The 26,345-nt window shown below is 52.5% G+C and carries 26 protein-coding genes; 21 read left to right on the top strand and 5 right to left on the bottom strand.

Annotation, left to right across the window (positions count from 1 at the left end):
- Positions 1-21 precede the first annotated feature (21 nt).
- From ebgA to CJP72_RS03135, 4 genes are all read left to right on the top strand, one after another.
- A complete protein-coding gene (ebgA, locus tag CJP72_RS03150; RefSeq protein WP_162379441.1) occupies positions 22-3,114 on the top strand; it encodes a beta-galactosidase subunit alpha in 3,093 nt (1,030 codons plus the stop codon).
- Entirely contained in the window at positions 3,111-3,560 is a 450-nt protein-coding gene (locus tag CJP72_RS03145; protein WP_162379440.1) for a beta-galactosidase subunit beta, read from the top strand. Before ebgA ends, CJP72_RS03145 begins: the two co-directional genes overlap by 4 nt.
- A gap of 58 nt (positions 3,561-3,618) precedes the next feature.
- Positions 3,619-5,052 (top strand): amino acid permease, encoded by a 1,434-nt coding sequence (locus tag CJP72_RS03140; protein WP_162379439.1) that lies wholly within the window; start codon positions 3,619-3,621, stop codon positions 5,050-5,052.
- A gap of 171 nt (positions 5,053-5,223) precedes the next feature.
- Positions 5,224-7,242: an NADPH-dependent 2,4-dienoyl-CoA reductase gene (locus CJP72_RS03135; RefSeq protein WP_162379438.1), complete on the top strand. Its 2,019-nt coding sequence runs from the start codon at positions 5,224-5,226 to the stop codon at positions 7,240-7,242.
- Positions 7,243-7,355: 113 nt separating this feature from the next.
- Here the strand turns inward: CJP72_RS03135 and rlmG are convergent, their stop codons facing one another.
- Positions 7,356-8,492 carry a 23S rRNA (guanine(1835)-N(2))-methyltransferase RlmG gene (gene rlmG, locus CJP72_RS03130; RefSeq protein WP_162379437.1) on the bottom strand — a complete coding sequence of 379 codons (1,137 nt, stop codon included), beginning with the start codon at positions 8,490-8,492 and terminating at the stop codon, positions 7,356-7,358.
- A gap of 199 nt (positions 8,493-8,691) precedes the next feature.
- On the opposite strand from rlmG, the gene CJP72_RS03125 reads away from it, so the two are divergent.
- The 4 genes from CJP72_RS03125 (at position 8,692) to sstT (ending at position 13,000) form a co-directional block, all read left to right on the top strand.
- Positions 8,692-9,192 carry a M48 metallopeptidase family protein gene (locus tag CJP72_RS03125; RefSeq protein WP_162379436.1) on the top strand — a complete coding sequence of 167 codons (501 nt, stop codon included), beginning with the start codon at positions 8,692-8,694 and terminating at the stop codon, positions 9,190-9,192.
- A gap of 72 nt (positions 9,193-9,264) precedes the next feature.
- On the top strand, positions 9,265-10,263 hold the full coding sequence (locus CJP72_RS03120; protein ID WP_162379435.1) for a Gfo/Idh/MocA family protein: 999 nt from the start codon (positions 9,265-9,267) through the stop codon (positions 10,261-10,263).
- Positions 10,264-10,535: 272 nt separating this feature from the next.
- Complete coding sequence (locus CJP72_RS03115) at positions 10,536-11,504, top strand: TerC family protein (protein ID WP_162379434.1); 969 nt, start codon at positions 10,536-10,538, stop codon at positions 11,502-11,504.
- Positions 11,505-11,758: 254 nt separating this feature from the next.
- Complete coding sequence (gene sstT, locus CJP72_RS03110; RefSeq protein WP_162379433.1) at positions 11,759-13,000, top strand: serine/threonine transporter SstT; 1,242 nt, start codon at positions 11,759-11,761, stop codon at positions 12,998-13,000.
- Positions 13,001-13,015: 15 nt separating this feature from the next.
- Here the strand turns inward: sstT and CJP72_RS03105 are convergent, their stop codons facing one another.
- The 3 genes from CJP72_RS03105 to uxaC form a co-directional block, all read right to left on the bottom strand.
- Positions 13,016-13,570, bottom strand: a complete 555-nt coding sequence (locus CJP72_RS03105) for a YgjV family protein (protein WP_162379432.1) — start codon at positions 13,568-13,570, stop codon at positions 13,016-13,018.
- Positions 13,571-13,646: 76 nt separating this feature from the next.
- Entirely contained in the window at positions 13,647-15,134 is a 1,488-nt protein-coding gene (locus CJP72_RS03100) for a UxaA family hydrolase (protein WP_162379431.1), read from the bottom strand.
- 14 nt (positions 15,135-15,148) lie between these two features.
- On the bottom strand, positions 15,149-16,561 hold the full coding sequence (uxaC, locus tag CJP72_RS03095; protein ID WP_162379430.1) for a glucuronate isomerase: 1,413 nt from the start codon (positions 16,559-16,561) through the stop codon (positions 15,149-15,151).
- A 474-nt stretch (positions 16,562-17,035) separates the two neighbouring features.
- On the opposite strand from uxaC, the gene CJP72_RS03090 reads away from it, so the two are divergent.
- From CJP72_RS03090 to CJP72_RS03040, 11 genes are all read left to right on the top strand, one after another.
- Positions 17,036-18,337 (top strand): MFS transporter, encoded by a 1,302-nt coding sequence (locus tag CJP72_RS03090; RefSeq protein ID WP_162379429.1) that lies wholly within the window; start codon positions 17,036-17,038, stop codon positions 18,335-18,337.
- Between the two features lie 132 nt (positions 18,338-18,469).
- Complete coding sequence (exuR, locus tag CJP72_RS03085; RefSeq protein WP_162379428.1) at positions 18,470-19,246, top strand: transcriptional regulator ExuR; 777 nt, start codon at positions 18,470-18,472, stop codon at positions 19,244-19,246.
- Positions 19,247-19,592: 346 nt separating this feature from the next.
- Positions 19,593-20,255: a DedA family general envelope maintenance protein YqjA gene (gene yqjA / locus CJP72_RS03080; protein WP_162379427.1), complete on the top strand. Its 663-nt coding sequence runs from the start codon at positions 19,593-19,595 to the stop codon at positions 20,253-20,255.
- Positions 20,256-20,258: 3 nt separating this feature from the next.
- Positions 20,259-20,642: an EnvZ/OmpR regulon moderator MzrA gene (gene mzrA / locus CJP72_RS03075; RefSeq protein WP_162379540.1), complete on the top strand. Its 384-nt coding sequence runs from the start codon at positions 20,259-20,261 to the stop codon at positions 20,640-20,642.
- A gap of 147 nt (positions 20,643-20,789) precedes the next feature.
- On the top strand, positions 20,790-21,158 hold the full coding sequence (locus CJP72_RS03070; RefSeq protein WP_162379539.1) for a DUF1090 domain-containing protein: 369 nt from the start codon (positions 20,790-20,792) through the stop codon (positions 21,156-21,158).
- A gap of 41 nt (positions 21,159-21,199) precedes the next feature.
- Positions 21,200-21,505 carry a DUF883 family protein gene (locus CJP72_RS03065; protein WP_162379426.1) on the top strand — a complete coding sequence of 102 codons (306 nt, stop codon included), beginning with the start codon at positions 21,200-21,202 and terminating at the stop codon, positions 21,503-21,505.
- 2 nt (positions 21,506-21,507) lie between these two features.
- Positions 21,508-21,906 carry a phage holin family protein gene (locus tag CJP72_RS03060; protein ID WP_162379538.1) on the top strand — a complete coding sequence of 133 codons (399 nt, stop codon included), beginning with the start codon at positions 21,508-21,510 and terminating at the stop codon, positions 21,904-21,906.
- A complete protein-coding gene (locus CJP72_RS03055; RefSeq protein ID WP_162379425.1) occupies positions 21,903-22,202 on the top strand; it encodes a YqjK-like family protein in 300 nt (99 codons plus the stop codon). Before CJP72_RS03060 ends, CJP72_RS03055 begins: the two co-directional genes overlap by 4 nt.
- Before the next feature lie 218 nt (positions 22,203-22,420).
- On the top strand, positions 22,421-22,813 hold the full coding sequence (locus CJP72_RS03050; protein WP_193568566.1) for a DoxX family protein: 393 nt from the start codon (positions 22,421-22,423) through the stop codon (positions 22,811-22,813).
- A 71-nt stretch (positions 22,814-22,884) separates the two neighbouring features.
- The gene (locus CJP72_RS03045; protein WP_162379424.1) at positions 22,885-23,871 is read left to right on the top strand and encodes a glutathione S-transferase family protein; all 987 of its coding nucleotides are present in this window, start codon (positions 22,885-22,887) and stop codon (positions 23,869-23,871) included.
- A gap of 124 nt (positions 23,872-23,995) precedes the next feature.
- Positions 23,996-24,361 carry a DUF805 domain-containing protein gene (locus CJP72_RS03040; RefSeq protein WP_162379423.1) on the top strand — a complete coding sequence of 122 codons (366 nt, stop codon included), beginning with the start codon at positions 23,996-23,998 and terminating at the stop codon, positions 24,359-24,361.
- 39 nt (positions 24,362-24,400) lie between these two features.
- Here CJP72_RS03040 and yhaJ read toward each other — a convergent pair whose 3' ends face one another.
- A complete protein-coding gene (gene yhaJ / locus CJP72_RS03035; RefSeq protein ID WP_162379422.1) occupies positions 24,401-25,297 on the bottom strand; it encodes a DNA-binding transcriptional regulator YhaJ in 897 nt (298 codons plus the stop codon).
- Between the two features lie 104 nt (positions 25,298-25,401).
- Between yhaJ and CJP72_RS03030 the strand changes: the two genes are divergently transcribed.
- Positions 25,402-26,103 carry a pirin family protein gene (locus tag CJP72_RS03030; RefSeq protein WP_162379421.1) on the top strand — a complete coding sequence of 234 codons (702 nt, stop codon included), beginning with the start codon at positions 25,402-25,404 and terminating at the stop codon, positions 26,101-26,103.
- 25 nt (positions 26,104-26,128) lie between these two features.
- Entirely contained in the window at positions 26,129-26,290 is a 162-nt protein-coding gene (locus CJP72_RS03025; RefSeq protein ID WP_162379420.1) for a hypothetical protein, read from the top strand.
- The last annotated feature ends 55 nt before the right edge of the window (positions 26,291-26,345 follow it).

The following is a 26,345-nucleotide window of genomic DNA, read 5'->3' as shown; positions in this document are numbered from 1 at the left end:
TTTTCTCCACCGGGAGGCCCTATGAATCGCTGGGAAAACATTCAGCTCACCCACGAAAATCGACTGGCGCCACGTGCGTACTTTTTTTCTTATGATTCCGTAGCCCAGGCTCGCTCTTTTGTACGCGAAACCAGCAGTTACTTTCTGCCGTTAAGCGGTCAGTGGAATTTTCAGTTCTTTGACCATCCGCTGCAGGTGCCGGACGCGTTTACCACTGAGTATATGAATGATTGGGGATCCATTACGGTTCCCGGCATGTGGCAGATGGAAGGCCACGGAAAGCTCCAGTACACCGACGAAGGGTTCCCGTTCCCGATCGATGTGCCTTATGTTCCCAGCGATAACCCTACTGGCGCTTACCAGCGTATTTTTACCCTTAGCGAAGGCTGGAAAGACAAGCAGACGATTATCAAGTTTGACGGTGTCGAAACCTATTTCGAGGTCTACGTTAACGGCCATTATGTTGGGTTCAGCAAAGGCAGTCGTCTGACCGCCGAGTTCGATATTAGCGCAGTCGCCACGACGGGCGACAACCTGCTGTGCGTACGGGTTATGCAGTGGGCGGACTCCACCTATATTGAAGATCAGGATATGTGGTGGTCTGCGGGGATCTTCCGCGACGTTTATCTGGTCGGCAAGCATGCGACCCACATTCAGGATTTTACCGTCCGTACCGATTTTCACGACAACTACCGCGATGCCCGCCTGAGCTGCCAGATTACGCTGGAAAACCTCGCCTGCGCCCCTGCGCTCACCTCGCTGGAATATACGCTGTTTGACGGTGAGAGTGTCGTTCACACCGGCGTTATCGAAACGCTAAAGGTAGACAAGCTCACCCACGCTGATTTTGCGATTGAAGTGAACGCGCCGCAACAGTGGTCCGCTGAGTCGCCGTATCTCTACCATCTGGTGATGGTGCTGAAAGACGCCAACGGTAATATTCTGGAAGTGGTGCCGCAGCGCGTCGGGTTCCGCGATATTAAAGTCCGCGACGGGCTGTTTTACATCAACAACCGCTATGTGATGCTGCACGGCGTCAACCGTCACGATAATGATCATCTCAAAGGCCGCGCGGTCGGGATGGATCGCGTCGAAAAAGATCTGCTGTTGATGAAGCAGCACAACATCAACTCGGTACGTACCGCGCACTACCCTAACGATCCCCGTTTTTACGAGCTGTGCGATATCTACGGCCTATTTGTGATGGCGGAAACCGATGTCGAATCACACGGATTTGCCAACGTCGGCAATATCAGCCAGATAACCGACGATCCGGCCTGGGAACATGTGTATGTCGAGCGCATTGTGCGCCACGTCCACGCGCAGAAAAACCATCCTTCGATCATCATCTGGTCGCTCGGTAACGAGTCCGGATACGGCTGTAATATCCGCGCCATGTACCACGCCGCCAAAGCGCTGGACGACACGCGACTGATTCACTACGAAGAAGATCGCGATGCGGAAGTGGTGGACATCATCTCCACCATGTATACCCGTGTGCCGCTGATGAACGAATTTGGTGAGTATCCTCATCCCAAGCCGCGCATTATCTGCGAATACGCCCACGCAATGGGTAATGGCCCAGGCGGTCTGACGGAGTATCAGAACGTTTTTTACCAGCATGACTGCATCCAGGGACACTATGTCTGGGAATGGTGCGATCACGGTATTCAGGCAAAAGATGACAACGGTAACGTCTGGTACAAATTCGGCGGCGATTACGGTGATTACCCGAACAACTACAACTTCTGTCTCGATGGTCTGATTTATTCCGATCAAACACCGGGGCCGGGTCTGAAAGAGTACAAACAGGTCATCGCACCGGTAAAAGTTCACGCCGTGGATCTGGCGCGTGGCGAGCTGCGGGTGGAAAACAAGCTGTGGTTTACCACCCTCGACGATTACACCCTGCACATTGACGTTCGCGCAGAAGGCGAAACGCTCTCCACACAGAGCATCAAACTGCACGGTGTCGCACCAAACAGTGACGCGACCGTGACATGCGCACTGCCGGAACTGGACGCACGCGAAGCGTTCCTCAATATCACCGTGACAAAAGATTCCCGTACGCTTTACAGCGACGCCGGGCATCACATCGCCACTTACCAGTTCCCGCTGAAGGCTCGCACCAGCGCACCGGTACCGTTCAGCCAGAATAATGCGCGCCCTCTGACCCTGGAGGAAGATCGCCAGCACTGTACCGTGCGTGGTGTTAACTTCTCGCTGAACTTCTCAAAACTGAGCGGGAAACCCACCTCCTGGCAGGTTAACGGTGAGGAGCTGATCACCCGCGAGCCGAAGATCAACTTCTTCAAACCGATGATTGATAACCACAAGCAGGAGTTTGAAGGTCTCTGGCAGCCGAACCATTTGCAGATCATGCAAGAGCATTTGCGCGATTTCACTATTGAGCAGGCTGACGACGCAATTCTTATCACCAGCCGCACCCTCATCGCGCCGCCGGTGTTTGATTTCGGGATGCGCTGCACCTATCGCTGGCGCATTGCGGCAGACGGTCAGGTGAATGTCGAGCTTTCGGGCGAGCGTTACGGCGAGTATCCGCACATCATTCCGTGCATCGGTTTCACGTTAGGCATCAACGGCGCACTCGACCAGGTCGCCTGGTATGGCCGTGGTCCGGGTGAAAACTACGCCGACAGTCAGCAGGCCAATATCATCGACATCTGGCGTTCCACCGTGGATGAGATGTTCGAGAACTATCCCTTCCCGCAAAATAACGGCAACCGTCAGCATGTGCGCTGGGCTGCGCTCACTAACCGTCACGGCAATGGTTTGCTGGTTGTCCCGCAACAGCCGATAAACTTTAGCGCCTGGCACTACACGCCAGAGGATATTCATTACGCACAGCATTGTAATGAACTACAGCGTCGCGATGACATCACGCTGAATCTGGACCACCAGGTGCTCGGTCTTGGCTCTAACTCCTGGGGAAGCGAAGTGCTTGATAGCTGGCGCGTCTGGTTCAGCCCCTTCCGTTACGGTTTTACACTGCTGCCGGTATCTGGCGGAGAAACCACCGCTCAGACCTACGCTTGTCACGCCTTCGGCACGGGTTTCTTTTCCACGAATTTGCACAGCGAGAATGAAAAATGAGAATCCTCGATAACTTAGAACAGTTCCGACAGATCTACGCCTCCGGTCGGAAATGGCAACGCTGCGTCGAAGCGATCGAAAATATTGATAACATTCGTCCTGGTGTCGCCCATTCCATCGGCGATTCACTCAGTTATCGCGTGGAAACAGATTCAGCGACCGATGCGCTATTTACCGGACATCGCCGTTATTTCGACGTGCATTATTATTTACAGGGACAGCAAAAAATTGAATTTGCGCCCAAGGATGAATTACAAATTGTTGAATATTACCGTGATGAAACCGATCGCGAATATCTGAAAGGGTGCGGAAAAACCGTTGAAGTGCATGAAGGTCAAATCGTTATTTGTGATAACCATGAGGCTTACCGCTTTATTTGCAATAACGCTGTCAAGAAAGTCGTACTCAGAGTAACCATTGAAGACGGTTACTTCCATAACAAATAAAAAAACGGGCGATGTCAGAATGGCATCGCCCAACCCTACAAATGTTCGGAGATGTGTTATGTCTGATACCAAACGTAATACAATCGGTAAATTCGGTTTACTGTCACTCACGTTTGCTGCCGTTTACAGTTTCAATAACGTCATCAATAATAATATTGAGCTAGGGCTGGCATCCGCGCCGATGTTTTTCCTGGCGACGATTTTTTATTTTATTCCCTTCTGCTTAATCATCGCGGAATTTGTCTCGCTGAATAAAAACTCAGAGGCAGGGGTCTATGCGTGGGTAAAAAGTTCACTGGGCGGTCGCTGGGCGTTTATTACCGCCTACACCTACTGGTTCGTTAACCTGTTCTTTTTCACTTCGCTGCTGCCGCGTGTTATTGCTTATGCCTCTTATGCGTTTCTCGGCTACGAATATATTCTGACGCCGGTAGCGACCACCGTTCTGAGTATGGTGCTGTTCGCCTTCTCGACCTGGGTCTCCACCAACGGGGCAAAAATGCTGGGTCCCATCACGTCAGTCACTTCTACGCTGATGCTGCTGCTCACCTTGTCCTACATTTTGCTGGCAGGCACCGCGCTGGTTGGCGGCGTCCAGCCTGCCGATCCGATTACCGTTGATGCGATGATCCCGAATTTCAACTGGGCATTCCTCGGTATTACCACCTGGATCTTCATGGCGGCAGGTGGTGCAGAATCCGTTGCCGTTTACGTTAACGACGTTAAAGGCGGTTCGAAATCATTTGTCAAAGTGATCATCATTGCCGGGATCTTTATCGGTGTGCTGTATTCCATTTCATCGGTACTGATCAACGTCTTTGTCAGCAGCAAAGAGCTGAAGTTTACCGGCGGTTCTGTGCAGGTATTCCACGGTCTGGCCGCGTATTTCGGTCTGCCGGAACTGATCGTCAATCGTTTTGTCGGTCTGGTGTCCTTTACCGCCATGTTCGGCTCTTTGCTGATGTGGACTGCAACGCCGGTGAAAATTTTCTTCTCTGAAATCCCGGAAGGGATTTTCGGCAAGAAAACCGTCGAGCTTAACGAAAATGGCGTACCGGCGCGCGCCGCCTGGATCCAGTATCTGATCGTTATTCCGCTGATGATTATTCCGATGCTCGGCTCCAATACCGTGCAGGATCTGATGAACACCATCATCAATATGACTGCTGCAGCCTCCATGCTCCCGCCACTGTTTATTATGCTGGCGTATCTGAATCTGCGGGCAAAACTGGATCATTTACCGCGCGACTTCCGCATGGGATCACAACGCACCGGTATTATTGTGGTTTCCATGCTGATTGCGCTTTTTACCGTCGGATTTATCGCCTCTACCTTCCCGACCGGCGGAAACATCATGACCATTATTTTTTATAACGTCGGTGGCATTGTTATCTTCCTCGGCTTTGCCTGGTGGAAATACAGCAGATACATAAAAGGGTTAACCAAAGAAGAGCAAGAAATCGAAGCCGCCCCCGCGTCAAACATTCAGTAACGACCATAACACTAAAAAAAGCACTATCTCCGGTTTGCTCCCCCTTCAGGGGGAGCCTCTTTTTTGAATCCCATCACAATCATTACATTCCTCTTTTCCCTTTTGCACGCCGACAGCTAAATTAGAACTCATCCGACCACATAACAATAATTTTACATACTGGACACCCTTATGAGCTATCCGTCGCTGTTCGCCCCACTGGACCTGGGTTTCACCCAGCTTAAAAACCGCGTGCTAATGGGTTCAATGCATACCGGCCTCGAGGAGTATCCCGATGGCGCTGAACGTCTGGCGGCTTTCTACGCCGAGCGCGCGAAGCATGGCGTCGCGCTGATCGTCAGCGGCGGTATCGCCCCTGCGCTCTCCGGTGTGGGAATGGAAGGCGGTGCAACGCTGAATGACGCCAGACAATTACCGCACCATCGCGTAATCACCGATGCCGTGCATGATGAAGGCGGTAAAATCGCCCTTCAGATCCTGCACACTGGGCGCTACAGCTACCAACCGCATCTGGTGGCGCCCTCCGCGCTACAGGCACCCATTAACCGTTTTACGCCTCATGAGCTGACGCATGACGAGATCCTGCAACTGATTGACGACTTCGCGCGTTGCGCGCAACTGGCGCGCGAAGCAGGATACGATGGCGTGGAGGTGATGGGCTCTGAAGGGTATCTGATTAACGAGTTTCTCACCGTACGCACCAACCAACGCCAGGACCAATGGGGCGGCGACTATGCCAACCGTATGCGTTTTGCCGTAGAGGTTGTGCGGGCAGTACGCCAACGCGTCGGCAACGATTTCATCATTATCTATCGCCTGTCGATGCTGGATTTGGTGGAAAACGGCGGCACCTTTGAGGAAACCGTACAGTTGGCGCAGGCCATAGAAGCCGCAGGCGCAACGATCATTAACACGGGTATCGGCTGGCATGAAGCCCGCATTCCCACCATCGCCACGCCGGTCCCGCGCGGCGCGTTTAGCTGGGTAACCCGTAAGCTGAAAGGCCATGTGACAATCCCGCTGGTCACCACCAACCGCATCAACGATCCACAGGTAGCCGATGATATTCTGGCCCGCGGCGACGCCGATATGGTGTCGATGGCGCGTCCGTTCCTCGCTGACGCCGAACTGCTTTCCAAGGCGCAGTCCGGACGTGCCGATGAGATCAACACCTGCATCGGTTGTAACCAGGCTTGTCTGGATCAGATCTTTGTCGGCAAAGTCACGTCATGCCTGGTGAACCCACGCGCCTGCCACGAAACGAAGATGCCCATCTTCCCGGTAGTGGTGAAGAAAAATCTGGCCGTGGTCGGCGCCGGACCCGCCGGTCTTGCTTTTGCGATCAACGCCGCCGCACGCGGTCATCATGTCACCCTGTTTGATGCCAACGCCGAGATCGGCGGACAATTTAACATCGCCAAACAGATCCCCGGCAAAGAAGAATTTTATGAAACGCTGCGCTATTACCGCCGGATGCTCGACGTCACGGGCGTTACGCTGAAACTGAATCAGTTCGTAAGCGCCGACTGTCTTCAGTCCTTTGATGAAGTGATCCTCGCCAGTGGGATCGAGCCGCGCATGCCACCGATCGCCGGTATCGATCATCCGAAAGTACTGACCTATCTTGACGTCTTGCGTGACAAAGCCCCGGTCGGGAAGCGCGTCGCCATTATTGGTTGCGGCGGGATCGGTTTTGATACCGCCATGTACCTCAGCCAACCCGGCGACCCCACCAGCCAGAACATTGCCGAGTTTTGCGTGGAGTGGGGTATCGACACCAGCCTGCAACAAGCGGGCGGCCTGCGCCCGGAAGGCCCTCATTTATCACGCAGCCCACGGCATATCGTGATGCTGCAACGCAAAGCCAGTAAGCCTGGTCAGGGGCTGGGGAAAACAACGGGTTGGATCCACCGCGCGACCCTGCTCTCGCGCGGGGTAAAAATGATCCCGGCGGTCAGCTACCAGAAGATTGACGATGACGGGTTACACGTGTTGATCAACGGCGAGCCGCAACTCCTTGCCGTGGACAACGTGGTCATTTGCGCCGGGCAGGAGCCGAAACGCGATCTGGCCGATCCGTTGCACGCAGCAGGTAAAGTGGTGCATCTGATTGGCGGATGTGATGTGGCGATGGAACTGGATGCCCGCAGAGCCATTGCGCAAGGGACGAGGCTGGCGCTAGAAATTTAACTGGGTGTATTTCGTAGGCCGGATAAGGCGTTTCGTTGCCATCCGGCAATGTGTGCCGATAGGCCTGATGGCGCTTCGCTTATCAGGCCTACGAGATCGTGCAGATGATTTAATTAGCGGCGACGCCCCAGCTTCACCGCTTTGAGCACCACAAATTTATTGTTGGTAGCGATGGTGGTGCAGTTGCCAAAAATCTTCTTCAGCTTGTGGAAGTAGTCCAGGTGACGGTTTGCCACAATATACAGTTCACCGTTGATTTTCAGACAACGACGCGCATGATGGAACATCTCCCAGGCGATGTTATCGGTCAGCGCATGCTTCTGATGGAACGGCGGGTTGCACAGCACGGCGTTAAAGCGGAATGGCTCCACGCCAGAGAGCGCGTTATTAATCATAAATTCACAGCGATCCAACGCGTCCGGCATGTTGGTTTCCACGTTCAGACGGCTGGACGCCACGGCCATCGGCGATTCATCGACAAACACCACGCTCGCCTGCGGATTCTTCTCCAGCAACGTCAGACCAATCACCCCGTTGCCACATCCGAGATCCACGATCTCCCCTTCCAGATTTTCAGGCAGATGCTCAATAAAGAAACGGGCGCCAATATCCAGACCGGTGCGTGAAAAGACGTTGGCATGGTTGTGAATCGTCCAGTCCGTGCCTTCAAGCTTCCAGCTCAGCGTCTGCGGCGTCTCGGCCAGCGCAGGTTCACTGAAGGTACAGTTGATCAACCGCGCTTTTTTCCACGCCAGGGTGGTGGTGGTTGGACCGAGCACCTTCTCAAACAGATCCAGCGTGGAGGTGTGGATATCACGCGCTTTTGCCCCGGCGATAATGCGGGTTTGCGGCGTCACTACCTGACGCAGCGCGCGCAGTTGCTGCTCCAGCAGGGCCAGCGTTTTAGGCACTTTGATCAGCACCACGCCCGGTGCTGGCGGATAGTCCGCCGTGCTGTCGAGAAACTTGACGCTGGATTCTGCGATGTCGTTATGGCGCAGGTTTTCACGCGTGGCGAGTTCGCTTAGGTAAGAATCACCGATGCTGTAAGGCGTATGTTCGGCCAGCGCGCAACCCAAGGCACCGAAGGTATCATTCAGGATCAGAACCGGGCCGCTAATCACCGTATCGTCCAACTGCTGCAGCAGATATTCATCCGCCGCTTCCCACGCCAGCAGCGGGTTAACGTCGTCCGTCTCCGGGAAACGTTTAAGATTGAGTGAACGGAAACCGTTGTCTAAGTGGCTCATCGGCCCTCCTGAGTGGTAAAATTTCGGCGTTATCCCTGAAAAGGGTGCGTGAGTATACCTTTTTTACACACAAAATCATTCAAGTTGCATGAAGTTGGCAAGAGAGAGAATCCCCAGGAGCTTACATAAGTAAGTGACTGGGGTGAACGAACGCAGCCAACGCGCAGGCAGTTTGAAGGATGACGTGTATGGAGTGTTGATGAGCAATCTTACCTATCTGCAGGGCTATCCGGAGCATTTACTTTCCCAGGTGCAGACCCTCATTACTGAACAACGGCTGGGTACCGTACTGGGAAAACGGTATCCGGGAACGCATGATTTCGCGACCGACAAGGCGCTCTGGCAGTACACCCAGGATCTGAAAAATCAGTTTCTGCGTAATGCGCCGCCGATCAATAAAGTGATGTATGACAATAAGATCCACGTCCTCAATAACGCGCTCGGTTTGCATACCGCCGTTTCACGTGTTCAGGGCGGGAAACTGAAAGCAAAGGCAGAGATCCGCGTCGCCACGGTGTTTCGCAACGCGCCGGAGCCGTTTCTGCGGATGATCGTCGTCCATGAACTGGCGCATCTTAAAGAGAAAGAACACAACAAAGCCTTTTATCAGTTGTGTTGTCATATGGAGCCACAGTATCACCAGCTTGAGTTTGATACCCGCCTGTGGCTGACGCAGCTTTCGCTAAAGGAAACTGCGTAGTCGCGCACTGGCTTTGCCATAAAGGCGTGATACATTGGCGCAAGAATCCCTTTATGGAGCCTGAAGGCGTTTATGATACGTTTCGCTGTTATTGGCACAAACTGGATCACCCGCCAGTTTGTCGATGCCGCTCATGAAACCGGCAAATATAAGTTAACCGCAGTCTATTCCCGCAGCCTCGAGCAGGCGCAAACTTTCGCTAACGACTATCCCGTTGAACATCTGTTTACGTCGCTGGACGCCATGGCGCAAAGCGATGCAATTGATGCGGTCTATATTGCCAGCCCGAATTCCCTGCACTTTCCCCAGACCCGACTCTTTCTCAACCACCAAAAACATGTGATCTGCGAGAAGCCGCTGGCGTCGAATCTGGCTGAGGTTGAAGCGGCTATCGCCTGTGCCCGCGAAAATCAGGTCGTACTCTTTGAAGCCTTCAAAACCGCCAGCCTGCCCAATTTCCTGCTGCTGCAACAAGCTTTGCCGAAGGTGGGGAAAGTACGTAAAGCCTTTATCAATTACTGCCAGTACTCCTCGCGTTACCAGCGCTATCTGGACGGTGAAAACCCCAACACCTTTAATCCGGCGTTTTCAAATGGCTCGATCATGGATATCGGCTTTTATTGCCTGGCGTCAGCCATCGCACTGTGGGGCGAACCCAGCAGCGTACAGGCCTCTGCCAGCCTGCTGGAAAGCGGGGTGGATGCCCATGGCGTCGTGGTGCTGAATTACGGTGATTTCAGCGTGACCCTGCAGCACTCCAAAGTCAGCGATTCTGTACTGGCCAGCGAGATTCAGGGGGAAGCCGGTTCTCTGGTGATTGAGAAAATCGCCGAGTGTCAGAAAGTTTGTTTTATCCCGCGCGGCGGCAAGACGCAGGATCTCACTGTACCTCAGCATATTAATACTATGCTTTATGAGGCAGAAACCTTTGCGCATTTGGTTGAAACGCTTGAGGTGAACCATCCCGCTCTGGAAGTCAGCCGTATTACCGCGAAACTGCAAACGGAAATTCGTCGCCAGACGGGAGTGGTCTTCCCGGCAGATGATCAAAACCCGCCAGCCACTGCGTAAATCAATGTAAAACAGATGTAACAGGCCATTGACTGGCAGCATGGCCTGTCATATTTTGTAACCTGCAAAGGGGAGTAACTTCATTGTCGGTGGATCGTCATTACGATGTGTGAAAAACCACATCCGGTCACCGGGCAACAAAACAGGAATGCGTCGTCGTATTCCTGTTTTGTTGTAAGTGAGACCTTGCCGGAAGGCGAGGTCTATGCATATAAAAAGCAACGGCTGGCGTCTTCTGACGTCAGCCGTTTTTTTATGTGTAAGGAAATTTTATGAATACTGTCGGCACACCGTTGTTATGGGGCGGATTCGCTGTCGTTGTGGTGGTTATGCTGGCTATTGATCTTCTGCTGCAGGGGCGTCGTGGCGCACATACGATGTCAATGAAGCAGGCGACAGTCTGGTCCCTGGTCTGGGTAACGCTCTCATTATTGTTTAACGCCGTATTCTGGTGGTATCTGGTTCAAACGCAAGGACGTGAGGTCGCCGATCCGCAAGCGCTGGCGTTTCTGACCGGTTATTTGATCGAAAAATCACTGGCGGTGGATAACGTCTTTGTCTGGTTGATGCTGTTCAGCTACTTCTCTGTCCCACCCGCGCTGCAACGTCGGGTATTGGTCTATGGCGTACTGGGCGCGATCGTGCTGCGTACCATCATGATCTTTGCCGGAAGCTGGCTAATCACGCAGTTCGAGTGGTTGCTGTATGTGTTCGGCGCCTTCCTGCTGTTTACCGGTGTAAAAATGGCGCTGGCGAAAGAAGATGCGTCCGGCATCGGCGACAGACCGGTGGTTCGCTGGCTGCGTGGGCATCTGCGCATGACCGATACTATCGAGAATGAACATTTCTTCGTGCGTAAGAACGGCCTGCTGTTCGTCACGCCGCTGATGCTGGTCCTGATTCTGGTTGAACTGAGCGATGTCATTTTCGCCGTCGACAGTATTCCGGCTATCTTTGCCGTCACGACCGATCCGTTCATTGTACTGACCTCTAACCTGTTCGCGATTCTGGGTCTGCGTGCAATGTACTTCCTGCTGGCAGGGGTCGCGGAGCGCTTCTCAATGCTCAAATATGGTTTGTCGGTCATCCTGGTGTTCATTGGCATTAAGATGCTGATTGTCGACTTCTATCATATTCCTATCGCCATCTCGTTAGGTGTGGTGTTTGGGATCCTGACCGTAACGCTGCTCGTTAACGCATGGGTAAACCATCAAAACGATAAGAAACAGCAAGCGCAGTAACCTCCCCCTGGCCCGACAGCATGCCTGTCGGGCCAACAAATACAGGTTCCGCAGACCGGTAAACGTAGCGTCCCCTGGCAATACATGAACAAATAGTTAAAAAATATGATGCGATACGTAAATTTCAGTATTTTACGCTTCCCCAGAGCGCATCTTTCCTTATACTCACACAGGCAAACATTTATTACATCCGGGCATAAACGTAACAAAGAGTACGTTCCAGGGTGGACGCAATATCACTTAAGGAAATCTCCATGAAGTCATCAACTTCTGGCCTACTCGCGCGCCTGGCGCAGGGTAGCCTCGTAAAACAAATCCTCTTAGGTTTGGTGCTCGGCATTTTGCTGGCGCTGGTGTCTAAACCTGCGGCAGAAGCTTCGGGCCTGCTGGGAACGCTGTTTGTTGGCGCCCTGAAAGCCGTGGCTCCAGTCCTGGTACTAACGCTGGTCATGGCGTCTATCGCCAATCACCAGCAGGGTCAGAAAACCAATATCCGTCCGATTCTGTTCCTGTACTTGCTGGGAACATTTTCTGCTGCCCTGGCGGCGGTAGTGTTCAGTTTTGTATTTCCGTCAACGCTGCATCTGTCCACTGCCGCAGGGGATATCGTACCGCCTTCTGGAATTGTAGAAGTGTTACGTGGACTGCTGATGAGCATGGTCACCAACCCCATTAATGCCCTGCTCAACGCTAACTACATTGGTATTCTGGTCTGGGCTGTGGGTTTAGGCTTCGCGTTTCGCCACGGTAGTGAGACGACAAAAAATCTCGTTAATGACATGGCAAATGCCGTGACCTTCATGGTGAAGCTGGTTATCCGTTTTGCCCCTATTGGTATTTTTGGACTGGTTTCCTCCACGCTCGCCACGACCGGTTTTGCGACGCTCTGGGGCTACGCTCAACTGCTGGTCGTGCTGATTGGCTGTATGCTGCTGGTCGCGCTGGTCATTAACCCGCTGCTGGTATTCTGGAAGATTCGCCGTAACCCATATCCGCTGGTCATGACCTGTCTGCGCGAAAGCGGTATCTATGCTTTCTTTACCCGCAGTTCTGCCGCGAATATCCCGGTAAACATGGCGTTGTGCGAAAAACTGAACCTGGACAGAGATACCTATTCCGTCTCTATCCCGCTGGGTGCGACCATCAATATGGCTGGGGCAGCAATCACCATTACCGTCCTGACATTGGCTGCGGTTCACACACTGGGCGTTCCGGTGGATCTCCCGACGGCGCTGTTACTGAGCGTGGTTGCTTCGCTGTGTGCGTGTGGTGCATCTGGTGTGGCGGGTGGCTCTCTGCTGCTGATCCCGCTGGCGTGTAATATGTTCGGTATCCCTAACGATATTGCCATGCAAGTGGTAGCGGTCGGCTTCATCATCGGCGTACTGCAGGACTCCTGCGAAACGGCGCTGAACTCGTCGACTGACGTCCTGTTCACCGCAGCAGCCTGCCAGGCTGAAGACGAACGTCTGGCTAATAACGCACTGCGCGGTTAATCTCTTCCCCCTCCGTCAACGTGCGGAGGGGGCTTTCTGCGACGCCGCAGTCTCCATTCTGAAAGGATCAATACCGCGTTTTTGCATGCGTCTGAAGCGGATAATATTGAGACCATTGATCACCAAAAAGCTGCCCTCAATAAGCGTACCGCCAATCGATCCCAACCAAAAGTTATGAATGACCCAACAGGCCGTGGCGCACCACATCACGCAACGCACAGTTAATCCTTTACAGCGAAACAGCGCCCAGGTACTGGCAAGCGTGCCCATAATAGGCAACAGTTCCATAGCATGTTGTAGTTTCGCCAGACCAAGAACCAGCGTGAGCACGATGAAAACGGCCATCACCCAAAGTCGCCGGGTATACATCGAAATTAGCGTACGTACGGTGTTAAGTTCAGCGCTCATCCCGGCAGGGGTGGCGCCCATTAAAAAGAAATGCACGCCAATGATGGCGCTATAGACGGTAAGCTGCAGTTTGAAACGACGCTCGTCGCGGTTGAAAAAGGTGGTAATACCAATCAGAAAGGCGATGACTCCAACGCCCTGAGCCAACCAATACGCGGTCATGATAGTCCTTGTAGACAGGCAAAAAGAAACGGCGCCTCATTATATGAAACGCCGTTTCAATTTTAAAGCAATCGTTTTATAACGTCACGCCGCTTTTGAAAATCGCCAGTTCCCGGAAGTCATTACGCTCATTACAGGTCTGCTTACCATTGGCAAAATCAACGATCGTATCGACGAACTCATCGAGTAGCTGCGGCATCGCTTTGCCGTGGATCAGTTGCCCGGCATCAAAATCGATCCAGTGCTTTTTCTTCGCCGCCAGTTCGCTGTTTGTGGCGATTTTCACTGTCGGAACAAATCCGCCGTATGGCGTACCACGACCGGTACTGAACAACACCATGTGGCAACCCGCCCCCGCCAGCGCACTGGTAGCAACAGCATCGTTACCCGGAGCACTCAGCAGATTAAGGCCCGGCGTTTTCAGACGCTCACCGTAGCGCAGAACGTCCACCACCTGGCTGGAACCGGCTTTCTGAGTGCAGCCCAGCGATTTGTCCTCCAGCGTAGTGATCCCCCCCGCTTTGTTGCCCGGCGAAGGGTTCTCGTAGATCGGCTGATCATGCGCAATGAAGTACTGTTTAAAGTCATTGACCATGGTGACCAGTTTTTCAAACGTCTCTTCGTCACGGCAATGCGTCATCAGCAATTGCTCCGCGCCAAACATTTCCGGTACTTCCGTCAACACGGTCGTGCCGCCATTGGCAATCACGTAATCGGAGAAGCGTCCCAGCATCGGGTTGGCCGTGATACCCGACAGACCATCTGAACCACCACACTCCAGACCGAACTTCAGCTCGCTCAGTTTGCCCGGTTCGCGCTGGTCGTGACGCATCACGTTATACAACTGATGAAGATGCTCAATGCCCGCTTCCACTTCATCGTCCTGCTGCTGGCAGATCATAAAGTGAACGCGATCGGCATCAAACTCGCCCAGCGTTTCACGGAAGGCATCCACCTGGTTGTTTTCACACCCCAGTCCAATCACCAGCACCGCTCCGGCATTCGGATGGCGGACCATATTTTGCAGCATGGTGCGGGTATTGATGTGATCGTCACCCAACTGAGAACAGCCATAGGTATGACTAAAGAGGAACACACCGTCAGTACCTTCGGCGTCGTGAGTTTCCTTCAGAAAGCGTGTCTGCATCTGGCGTGCAATACCGTTCACACAGCCGACCGTCGGCAAAATCCACAATTCGTTGCGCACACCCACTTCGCCGTTGGCGCGGCGATAGACCTGCACATCGCGATCGGCAGGCTGCGCTTCTTCGGCCTGAAAATCGGGTTGATAGCGATACTCGTCCAGATCGCTCAGATTCGTACGAGTATTGTGGGCGTGAATATGCTCCCCCACCGCAATATCCGCCAGCGCATGACCGATCGGCAGACCATATTTAATGACGTTTTCGCCTTTTGCGATCTGGCTTAACGCAAATTTATGTCCGCGGGCAATGTCCTGGCAAAGCGTTACGATGTGGTTATCAATGCTGACTTCTGTACCCTGCGCCAAATCGGCCAGGGCAACGGCAACGTTATCCAGCGAATGGATCCTGATGTATTGCATATCAACCCCAGACCTTAGTTCAGTTCAATAGCGAAGTAATCGCGCGCATTGGTAAAGCAAATATTGCGCACCATCTCACCCAGCAACTGGATATCCGCCGGCGCTTCACCAGCCGCCACCCAGCGGCCCATCATCTGGCAGAGGATGCGACGGAAATATTCGTGACGGGTGTAAGACAGGAAGCTGCGGCTGTCTGTCAGCATGCCGACAAAGCGGCTCAGCAGGCCAAGCTGCGCCAGTTGAGTCATCTGACGTTCCATACCGTCTTTCTGGTCGTTAAACCACCAGCCGGAACCGAACTGCATTTTGCCCGGCATTCCTTCGCCCTGGAAGTTACCGATCATCGTGCCCAACACTTCGTTATCGCGCGGGTTCAGGCAGTAGAGGATGGTTTTCGGCAGCAGATTCTGTTCATTCTGTTTGCTCAGAAGCTTAGAGAGCTCTTCCGCCATCGGGCGGTCATTGATGGAGTCAAAACCAACGTCTGCGCCCAACAATTTGAACTGACGCAGGTTGTTATTACGCAGCGCGCCAATGTGGTACTGCTGTACCCACTCGCGACGCGCGTATTCAGCGCCGAGGAACACCAGTACGGCAGTTTTAAACTGCGCCACTTCGTGCTCGCTCAGGGTTTCACCTGCCAGGCGACGAGACAGGATATTGTCCAGCTCTGCATCGCTCGCGTCAGCGAACATCACGACGTCCAGCGCGTGGTCGGAGACTTTACAACCGTGTGCCGCGAAGTGATCCAGACGTTTGGTCAGCGCGGTTTGCAGGTCAGTGAAACGACGAATATCGGTATCGGAGACTTCACCCAGCTTCGCCATGTAATCGTTAAAGGTGGCCTGCTCAATGTTGAAGGCTTTATCCGGGCGCCAGCTCGGCAGCACTTTGATGGCGAAAGTGCTGTCTTTCGCAACCGTTGCGTGATGCTCCAGAGTATCGATCGGATCATCGGTGGTGCCGACCATTTTCACGTTCATCTGCTGCATGATGCCGCGCGCGGAGAATGTGTCCTGCGCCAACAATTCGTTGCACTGGTTCCAGATTTCGTCGGCCGTCGCCGGAGAAAGCAGTTTGCCGGTAATGCCAAACGGACGACGCAGCTCGAGGTGCGTCCAGTGGTATAACGGGTTGCCGATAGTGTGCGGAACGGTCGCCGCCCAGGCATCAAACTTCTCACGATCGGAGGCATCGCCGGTACACAGGCGTTCAGCGACGCCATTGGTACGCATGGCGCGCCACTTGTAGTGATCGCCTTTCAGCCAGATGTCATACAGGTTGTTGAAACGGTAGTTTTCGGCGATTTGCTGCGGCGGCAGATGGCAATGGTAGTCGAAGATAGGCTGGTCTTTCGCGTAATCATGGTACAGACGTCGGGCAAATTCAGTATCCAGCAGAAAATCTTCAGTCATAAACGGAGTCATTTATCGTTTTCCTCTCAACGAGTACGTCAGATTGCTTATGTTTAGATGCTGCAAAGTTATCACACCAATTTACAGACTCTGAAGATATTTTCGTGAGATAGATCAATAAACCTAAACAATTAGATTCCCCTTAGCGAAGCAAATCGTGCTCCAGACCGCGCCAAGACTGGTCTGGTGGAATCAAAATAATGTCCCTACGAAGATTCATACTTTTGTGATGTCACTCACCTTTTGAAGTTGTATGACAAGTTATCTTTTTTTCGTCGCAATTTGTAAGCCGACTTAATATAACAATTTTGATGGTTCGCCATCGAATTAACCGGTACGGAAACCGAATTAGCACGATGACTTAAATGGCAAAGTTCGGGGAGTATCTCATCTTACGGTTACCCCCCTTCGTTAAAGAACATCTTCCGCCCCGAGCAGGAAGATAGCCGCATGACTTGCGGAAATAACAAAACGATGAGGTTTTACATGCGTAAAATTAAAGGATTACGTTGGTACATGATCGCACTGGTGACATTAGGCACCGTGCTGGGTTACCTGACACGTAACACAGTCGCGGCCGCGGCGCCAACGCTGATGGAAGAGTTGCATATCTCCACCCAACAGTACTCCTATATCATCGCAGCCTATTCTGCTGCTTATACCGTAATGCAACCTGTCGCGGGCTATGTACTGGATATACTCGGTACGAAAGTGGGTTACGCGATGTTCGCCGTACTGTGGGCCATTTTCTGCGGTGCGACAGCGCTGGCAGGAAGTTGGGGCGGCCTGGCCCTGGCGCGTGGTGCCGTCGGCGCCGCAGAAGCGGCCATGATCCCGGCAGGCCTGAAAGCCAGTTCTGAATGGTTCCCGGCAAAAGAGCGCTCCATTGCCGTGGGATATTTCAACGTCGGTTCCTCAATTGGCGCGATGATCGCACCACCGCTGGTGGTCTGGGCGATCGTCATGCACAGTTGGCAAATGGCGTTTATCATTTCCGGCGCGCTGAGCTTTATTTGGGCGATGTCATGGCTGATTTTCTACAAACATCCTCGCGATCAGAAAAAACTGTCTGACGAAGAACGTGACTACATCATTAATGGTCAGGAAGCACAGCACCAGGTCGGGGCGGCGAAGAAAATGTCCGTTGGCCAGATCCTACGTAACCGTCAGTTCTGGGGTATTGCACTGCCGCGTTTTCTCGCAGAACCGGCATGGGGTACCTTCAACGCATGGATCCCGCTGTTCATGTTTAAAGTTTACGGCTTTAACCTGAAAGAGATCGCCATGTTCGCCTGGATGCCAATGCTGTTTGCCGACCTGGGTTGTATCGTTGGGGGCTACCTGCCGCCACTGTTCCAACGCTGGTTTGGTGTGAATCTGATCGTTTCCCGTAAAATGGTCGTCACCATGGGGGCATTTCTGATGATTGGTCCCGGCATGATCGGCCTGTTTACCAGCCCCTATGTCGCTATCGCGCTGCTTTGCGTTGGCGGCTTTGCTCACCAGGCACTTTCCGGCGCCCTGATTACGCTCTCTTCCGACGTCTTCGGTCGTAACGAAGTGGCGACAGCAAATGGCCTGACCGGGATGTCTGCCTGGATGGCGAGTACGCTGTTTGCGCTGGTGGTTGGCGCACTGGCCGACACGATTGGCTTTAGCCCGCTGTTTGCCGTGCTGGCCGTATTCGACCTGCTGGGCGCTCTGGTCATCTGGACCGTACTGCAAAACAAACCGGCGAATGATTCACCTTCAGGCAAATCGCTCAACGAACCTGCTCCGCAAAATTGACCTGACGCAGTTAGTCATGAATTACCGTCAAAGCCGCCTGGAAACAGGCGGCTTTTTCATCAGTACAAGTAGAGCCAGGCTCGTAAAAGTGGTATAACAAATGTTGTCTGCCGTATCATGCCTGGAGTGCATATGGAAATCACCGAACCACGACGTTTATATCAACAATTGGCTGCTGACCTTAAAGAGCGTATCGAAAACGGCGTTTATCTCGTGGGCGATAAATTGCCTGCAGAGCGTTTTATTGCCGATGAAAAGAATGTCAGCCGCACTGTGGTTCGCGAAGCCATCATCATGCTGGAAGTTGAAGGCTATGTAGAAGTGCGTAAAGGTTCCGGCATTCACGTCATTTCGAACCAGCCAAGGCACTATGTCGCGCCAGACGAAAACCTTGAGTTCGCCAGCTATGGTCCGTTTGAGCTGCTCCAGGCTCGACAACTCATCGAAAGTAATATTGCTGAATTTGCTGCCACCCAGGTGACCAAACAAGACATCATGAAGTTGATGCAAATTCAGGAGAATGCGCGTAACGAAAAATGTTTCCGCGACTCCGAATGGGATCTCCAGTTTCATGTACAGGTCGCGCTGGCCACACAAAATACCGCACTGGCCGCTATCGTTGAGAAAATGTGGACTCAGCGCGTACATAACCCGTACTGGAAGAAACTTCACGATCACATCGATCTCCGCACTGTGGATAACTGGTGCGATGACCATGATCAGATCCTGAAAGCGCTGATTCGCAAAGATCCCCATGCAGCCAAACTGGCGATGTGGCAGCATCTTGAGAATACAAAACAGATGCTATTCAATGAAACCAGCGACGATTTTGAGTTCAACGCCGACCGTTATCTTTTTGCGGAAAATCCCGTCGTTCATCTTGATACTGCGGCCAACGCCGTAAAATAAATACTCTGACGTTGACAGGCGCAGCCATGCTCCTGTCGGCGATATTCAGTAAGCGTAAGGTATAAAGTGTCAGCCTGTGTAAATCCTCTCGCCACCCTCCGTTGCGATAAGCAAAATCAGCGTGTATCGACGGCAATTTCTATAACGGACTACGTTGACCTTTGTTACACTTAGATGTTTTTTAAATTATGTGTGTTAGTGCTTGCTCGCTTCATAACTTAACAAGGAATTGTGCAAGCCGTGACGTTGCACCCTACAGCGACCCATACGAAAAAACGAAGAATGTCGCAATGTTGCAAACTCCAGAAAACCGGCATGACGATTACCGATTCTCCAGGAATACTGAATGGAACTTTTGACCCAATTGCTGCATGCCCTCTGGGCTCAGGACTTTGAAACACTGGCCAACCCTTCCATGATTGGCATGCTTTATTTAGTCTTATTTATGATTTTGTTCCTGGAAAACGGGTTGCTTCCTGCTGCCTTTTTACCTGGCGACAGCCTGTTGGTTTTGGTCGGCGTACTCATTGCAAAAGGCGCCATGGGATTCCCACAAACGATTCTGTTACTCACAACCGCCGCCAGCTTAGGCTGCTGGGTCAGTTATATACAGGGTCGATGGTTAGGCAACACCCGAATCGTACAAAACTGGTTGTCTCATTTACCCGCGCATTATCACCAACGCGCGCACCACCTTTTCCACAAGCATGGCTTATCGGCATTATTGATCGGCCGCTTTATCGCCTTTGTGCGCACTTTACTGCCCACTATCGCCGGTTTATCTGGCCTCAATAATGCGCGTTTTCAGTTCTTCAACTGGATGAGCGGTTTATTGTGGGTGGTTATACTGACCACCCTGGGCTACATGCTGGGCAAGACGCCTGTCTTCCTGAAGTACGAAGATCAGCTGATGTCGTGCCTGATGCTACTTCCCGTGGTCCTGCTGGTGTTTGGGCTAGGAGGTTCGCTGGTGGTGCTATGGAAAAAGAAATACGGTAATCGAGGTTAAATGATGCTGAAACCACGCCTGACGCTTCGACAACTGGGCTGGACAACGTCATTTTTGGTGCTGCTGACCATACTGATTCTGGTGTGGTCGGCGATTCGTCAACAAGAGTCGACGCTGGCTATCCGTGCGATTAATCAAGGCACCAGCATGCCGGATGGTTTTTCAATTTGGCATCATCTGGATGCCAATGGCATTCGTTTCAAAAGCATCACCCCGCATAACGACACCTTACTGATCACATTCGACTCCCACGCCCAAAGTGCAGCCGCCAGGGCGGTGTTAGTCAGAACGTTGCCCCGTGGTTACATCATTGCCCAACAAGATGGCCAAAACCCAGCGGTGCAGTGGATTTCCCGCTTACGAGATACCCCGCTTCGCTTCGGATAATTTCAAACAATCCGAATCATATCACTCACTTTGGTGATTTCGCTGTTTACTGGCTATGATTAAGTGAGCGGGTACATCACCCGCCGCTTTATTATTTGGATCATCGTGCCCGAAAAAGGGATACGAGTCACAATGGAAGGTTCAAGAATGAAATACCGCATTGCTTTAGCTATTACCCTTTTCACGCTCAGTGCAGGCAGCTACGCCAACACCCTCTGTCAGGAAAAAGAGCAGGATATTCAGCGGGAAATCAGCTATGCCGAAAAGCACAACAACCAGAACCGCATCAACGGTCTGAATAAAGCACTCAGTGAAGTCAAAGCCAACTGTAGCGACAGTCAATTACGTGCTGACCATCAGAAAAAAATCGCAGAACAGAAAAATGAGATTTCTGAGCGTCAACGTGACTTAGCAGAGGCGAAGCAAAAAGGCGATGCTGATAAGATTGCAAAACGCGAACATAAGCTTGCCGAAGCTCAGGAAGAGCTGAAAAAGCTTGAAGCTCGCGACTACTGATTTATCCGTAACAATCACTACTCACTCACCTGGAGAAAACTATGTCGAATGATAACACTACGGAACATCTGCGCGCTGAGTTGAAATCCCTGGCCGACACGCTTGAAGAGGTGCTCAGCTCCTCTGGCGATAAGTCAAAAGAAGAGCTGAGTAAGATTCGTAGTAAAGCCGAGCGCGCGCTGAAAGAAAGCCGCCACCGTCTGGGGGAAACCGGAGACGCGATTGCGAAACAGACCCGCGAAGCTGCGGCCCGCGCTGATGACTATGTGCGGGAAAATCCGTGGACGGGCGTTGGCATCGGCGCGGCAGTCGGTGTCGTGCTGGGCGTTCTGCTGACGCGTCGTTAATGATGGCGGATTCTCATCAAACACAAGGACCGGGTAAAAGCGTTCTGAGTATTGGCCAGCGAATTGTCACTATTCTCGTTGAGATGGTGGAGACCCGTTTGCGACTGGCGGTTGTTGAGCTGGAGGAAGAAAAAGCAAATCTCATCCAGCTTTTGCTGATGCTGGGTCTCACCATGCTTTTCGCTGCTTTCGGTCTGATGAGCCTGATGATTCTCATCATCTGGGCCGTGGATCCTCAGTATCGACTTAATGTCATGATCGCGACGACAGTGGTGCTACTGGTGATGGCGCTGATTGGCGGAATCTGGACGTTACGCAAGGCGCGTCGCTCTACCCTGTTGCGCCACACACGACGCGAACTGGCGAACGACAGACAAATCCTTGAGGATGATGCCCGATGAGCAACAAAGTCGAACGCCAAAAGCGTAAGGCCTTGCTGCTTAGTCAGATCCAGCAGCAAAGGCTGGATCTGTCTGCCAGTCGTCGGGAGTGGCTTGAAACGACCAGCGCGTACGATCGCGGCTGGAACACGCTACTCAATCTGCGTTCATGGGCGCTGGTTGGCAGTAGCGTGATGGCTATCTGGACGCTTCGCCACCCCAACAGACTGGTACGTTGGACGAAACGAGGATTCGGTCTCTGGAGCGCCTGGCGTTTGATTAAGTCGACGCTGCGGCAGCAACATTTACGCGGTTAACGTCGCCACACCGCAAGCCTGATAATGCTTTGCTTATCAGGCTCTCTTCTTTCTTCTGCACATCACTCAAATTTTTTGAAAAATACTGACAGTTTTCCTTGCTAACAATTGTCATTAGCCATGTTTATGATTCTCTCCATCGACAGCAAAGACGCGCGATAACGCGTAATAGCATAAACAACATAATCAGCAGCCTGAGTGGTTTCCTGGAGAGTAAAATGAAAAAATTAGAAGATGTTGGTGTACTGGTAGCGCGCATTCTGATGCCAATCCTGTTTATTACCGCAGGGTGGGGAAAAATCAGCGGATATGCGGGTACCCAACAGTATATGGAAGCGATGGGTGTCCCCGGCTTTATGCTGCCGTTGGTGATTCTGCTTGAGTTTGGTGGCGGTCTGGCGATCCTGTTTGGTTTCCTGACCCGTACAACTGCACTGTTTACTGCGGGCTTTACACTGTTAACGGCATTCTTGTTCCACAGTAACTTTGCCGAAGGCGTAAACTCGCTGATGTTCATGAAAAACCTGACCATCTCAGGCGGCTTCCTGCTGCTGGCCATCACAGGGCCAGGCGCATTCAGCATCGACCGTGTGCTGAATAAAAAGTGGTAAGCGCACTATAATTAAGAATCAAAAAACGAGGAGCTTTACTCCTCGTTTTTGCTATCCGGAGGAGAGAGAAAATGGGACAACTGATTGACGGCGTCTGGCATGATGTCTGGTATGACACCAAATCTACCGGAGGGAAATTTCAACGTTCTGTATCGGCTTTCCGCCACTGGCTCACCGCGGATGGCGCGCCAGGCCCGTCTGGTAACGGGGGTTTTGCCGCGGAAAAAGACCGCTATCATCTGTACGTCTCTCTTGCCTGCCCCTGGGCGCACCGCACGCTGATTTTACGTAAGCTCAAAGGTCTGGAACCGTTTATATCGGTCTCTGTTGTCAATCCGTTGATGCTGGAAAACGGCTGGACGTTCGACGATAACTTTCCCGCAGCGACCGGCGATACTCTCTATCAACATGAATTTCTCTACCAACTCTATCTGCACGCCGATCCGCATTACAGCGGCCGCGTGACCGTGCCGGTACTGTGGGATAAAAAGAATCACACCATCGTCAGTAACGAATCGGCGGAAATTATCCGCATGTTCAACACGGCGTTTGACACGCTGGGTGCGAAAGCGGGCGATTACTACCCTCCGGAACTGAGCCCTGAAATTGACGAGCTGAACAGTTGGATTTATGACAATGTGAACAACGGTGTCTATAAAGCCGGTTTCGCCACCAGTCAGCAGGCGTATGATGACGCCGTAACCCACGTCTTTGACTCGCTGGCGCGCCTGGAACAGATTCTTGGACAGCATCGCTATTTGACCGGTGCCAGGTTAACGGAAGCTGACATCCGGCTGTGGACGACGTTAGTGCGCTTCGATCCGGTGTACGTAACACACTTCAAGTGTGACAAACACCGAATCAGCGACTACCCGAATTTGTACGGTTTTTTGCGCGATATTTACCAGATACCGGGCATCGCGGAAACGGTCAATTTCGACCATATTCGTCACCACTATTTCCGCAGCCACAAAACCATCAACCCAACCGGCATTATTTCTATCGGCCCGTGGCAGGATCTTAACGAACCTCACGGGCGCGACCTCCGTTTTCGTTAGTTTACAAGGCACCCTTCAGGGTGCCTTATTTATTCATACTTCAAATATTTACCACCTTTCCATTCGCGGCTATTCTTTGTTTGAGTACTTTAAAAGCAAGTGATTGACCACGATTGAGGAAAAAATGGACTGGTATTTAAAAGTATTAAAGAACTACATCGGTTTTGGCGGGCGTGCGCGCCGCAAAGAGTACTGGATGTTTGTTCTGGTCAACGGCATCTTCACAGTAGTACTGGCGGTACTGGACAAGATGTTTGGCTGGGAGGGCACTGCGGGAGAAGGCACACTGACCACCATTTATGGCGTTCTGATATTTTTACCCGGCTTAGCGGTACTGTTTCGCCGTCTGCATGATACTGACCGCACAGCATGGTGGTTATTGATATTACTCATCCCCATTATCGGCTGGCTGGTCATTTTCGTCTTCACCTGCCAGAGCGGCGTGTCGGGCGAAAACCGTTTCGGACCGGATCCGAAGCTTATCGCCTGATGTCATCTTCGCACCTCTTCTCAGAGGTGCGTTTCACCTTTACTTTCCGGCAAACAGTTTGGGGATCTCCCGCAGACACCAGGACTTCGCTTCTCCCATGCTGTCACGTCGCCACGCCATAATGATATCGATCTCGCTGGTCGATTCCGGGCTGACAACCCGTAGCCGTCCTTCGGCAATATCCTGCTCCACCAGCGGATACGGCATCGTTGCAACGCCAAGTCCGGCCAATAACGCCTGACGTTTATCTTCAATAGCGCTCACCGTCAGACGAGGCTGTTTATCCAAAAGCTGAACGGTTAACACCGGACGCTCACGGGCAGTATCCGCCACCGCAATCCCACGATATTTGACGCGCGTGACTTCCGATAAAGGTTCAGGCTCCTGATGGATCGGGTGGTCAGGCGCCGCCACATACACATTCATCAGGGTGTACAGTTTGCGGGAATTAATTTCTGACGATGAACGAAAATGCATATCCGGCGCGATGACAATATCGGCACGCCCCTGCTCCAGACGTTCCCATGCGCCCGCCAGCACTTCGGTGATAACTGAAAGTTGGGTATTCGCCTTACCGGCCAACCGCTCGATAAGCGGGAAGAAAGCCGACGTCGGCACCAGGGCTTCGGTCACCAACGTCAGATGCGTTTCCCAGCCACGCGCCAGCGCTTCTGCATCCGTCGTGAGTTTGTCAGCCGCTTCCAGCAGTACCCGCCCGCGTTCCAGCAACATACGCCCGACATTGGTGAACTTCGTCCGGTGTCCCGAGCGGTCAAACAGCACCACATCCAGCTCTTCTTCCAGTTTTTGCATGGTGTAGCTGAGCGCGGAAGGCACGCGTCCCAGTTCATCCGCCGCAGCGGCAAAACTGCCACGCCTGTCGATCGCATCCATTACACGTAACGCTTCAAGCGTTAACGCCCTTTCTTTGGCCATATCGTTCTCATTCAGGAAATTTGAACATACCGGGCAGAATATCTGGCTAACAATGCAGCGTCCAGCCCCTTAACATAAAAGGAGGTAAAGAGAGGTCAAGAATTATGATTACTACCCGTACAGCCAAACAATGCGGCCAGGCAGATTATGGATGGTTGCAGGCCCGTTATACCTTTTCTTTTGGACACTACTTTGACCCCACACTGTTGGGATACGCCTCGCTGCGCGTCCTGAACCAGGAAGTCCTTGCGCCGGGCGCCTCTTTCCAGCCGCGCGCCTACCCGAAAGTAGATATTTTAAATCTGATTCTGGAAGGCGAAGCAGAGTATCGCGACAGCGAAGGCAACCACGTCCAGGCGAAAGCGGGAGACGCATTACTGCTCGCCACCCAGCCGGGCATCAGCTACAGCGAGCACAATCTCAGTAAAGAGAAGCCGCTGACCAGAATGCAGTTGTGGCTGGATGCCTGCCCTGAAAGGGAAAATGCGCTGGTACAAAAAACCGCGCTCACACTGGGTAAACAGCAACTGATCGCGTCCCCGGACGGCTCGCAGGAAAGTCTGCAACTGCGTCAACAGGTATGGGTACACCACATCATGCTCGATAAAGGTGAATCCGTGAGTTTTCAACTGCATGGCCCGCGCGCCTATCTGCAATCGATTCATGGTACGTTCCATGCGCTGACGCATAACGAAGAAAAAGAAGCGCTAACCTGCGGTGATGGCGCATTTATTCGTGATGAAGCTAACATAACGTTAGTGGCCGATACGCCATTGCGCGCATTGCTGATAGATTTGCCTATATAGTCTGGAAAAACAAGGGAGTATGACTATGAGCAAAAAGTCGGCTAAAAAGCGTCAAGCCGTATCAAAAAATAGCGTGCAGGAAACCGTGAGCAAACCTGCCCCGTTTGGTTATGAAGAGATGTTGACCGAGCTGGAAGCGATTGTCGCTGACGCCGAAATCCGGCTGGCGGAAGAAGACGCCGCCTGACAACCCGATAAGTAAAACCCCATCGGGGAGTCAGTCGGCAAATGGCCGGATGGTG

The organism is Citrobacter sp. NCU1 (genome assembly GCF_010231475.1).
Classification (GTDB): Bacteria; Pseudomonadota; Gammaproteobacteria; order Enterobacterales; family Enterobacteriaceae; genus Citrobacter_D.
Note: the sequence above shows the minus strand (reverse complement) of the source record. Positions and strands in the feature narration are given on the sequence as shown.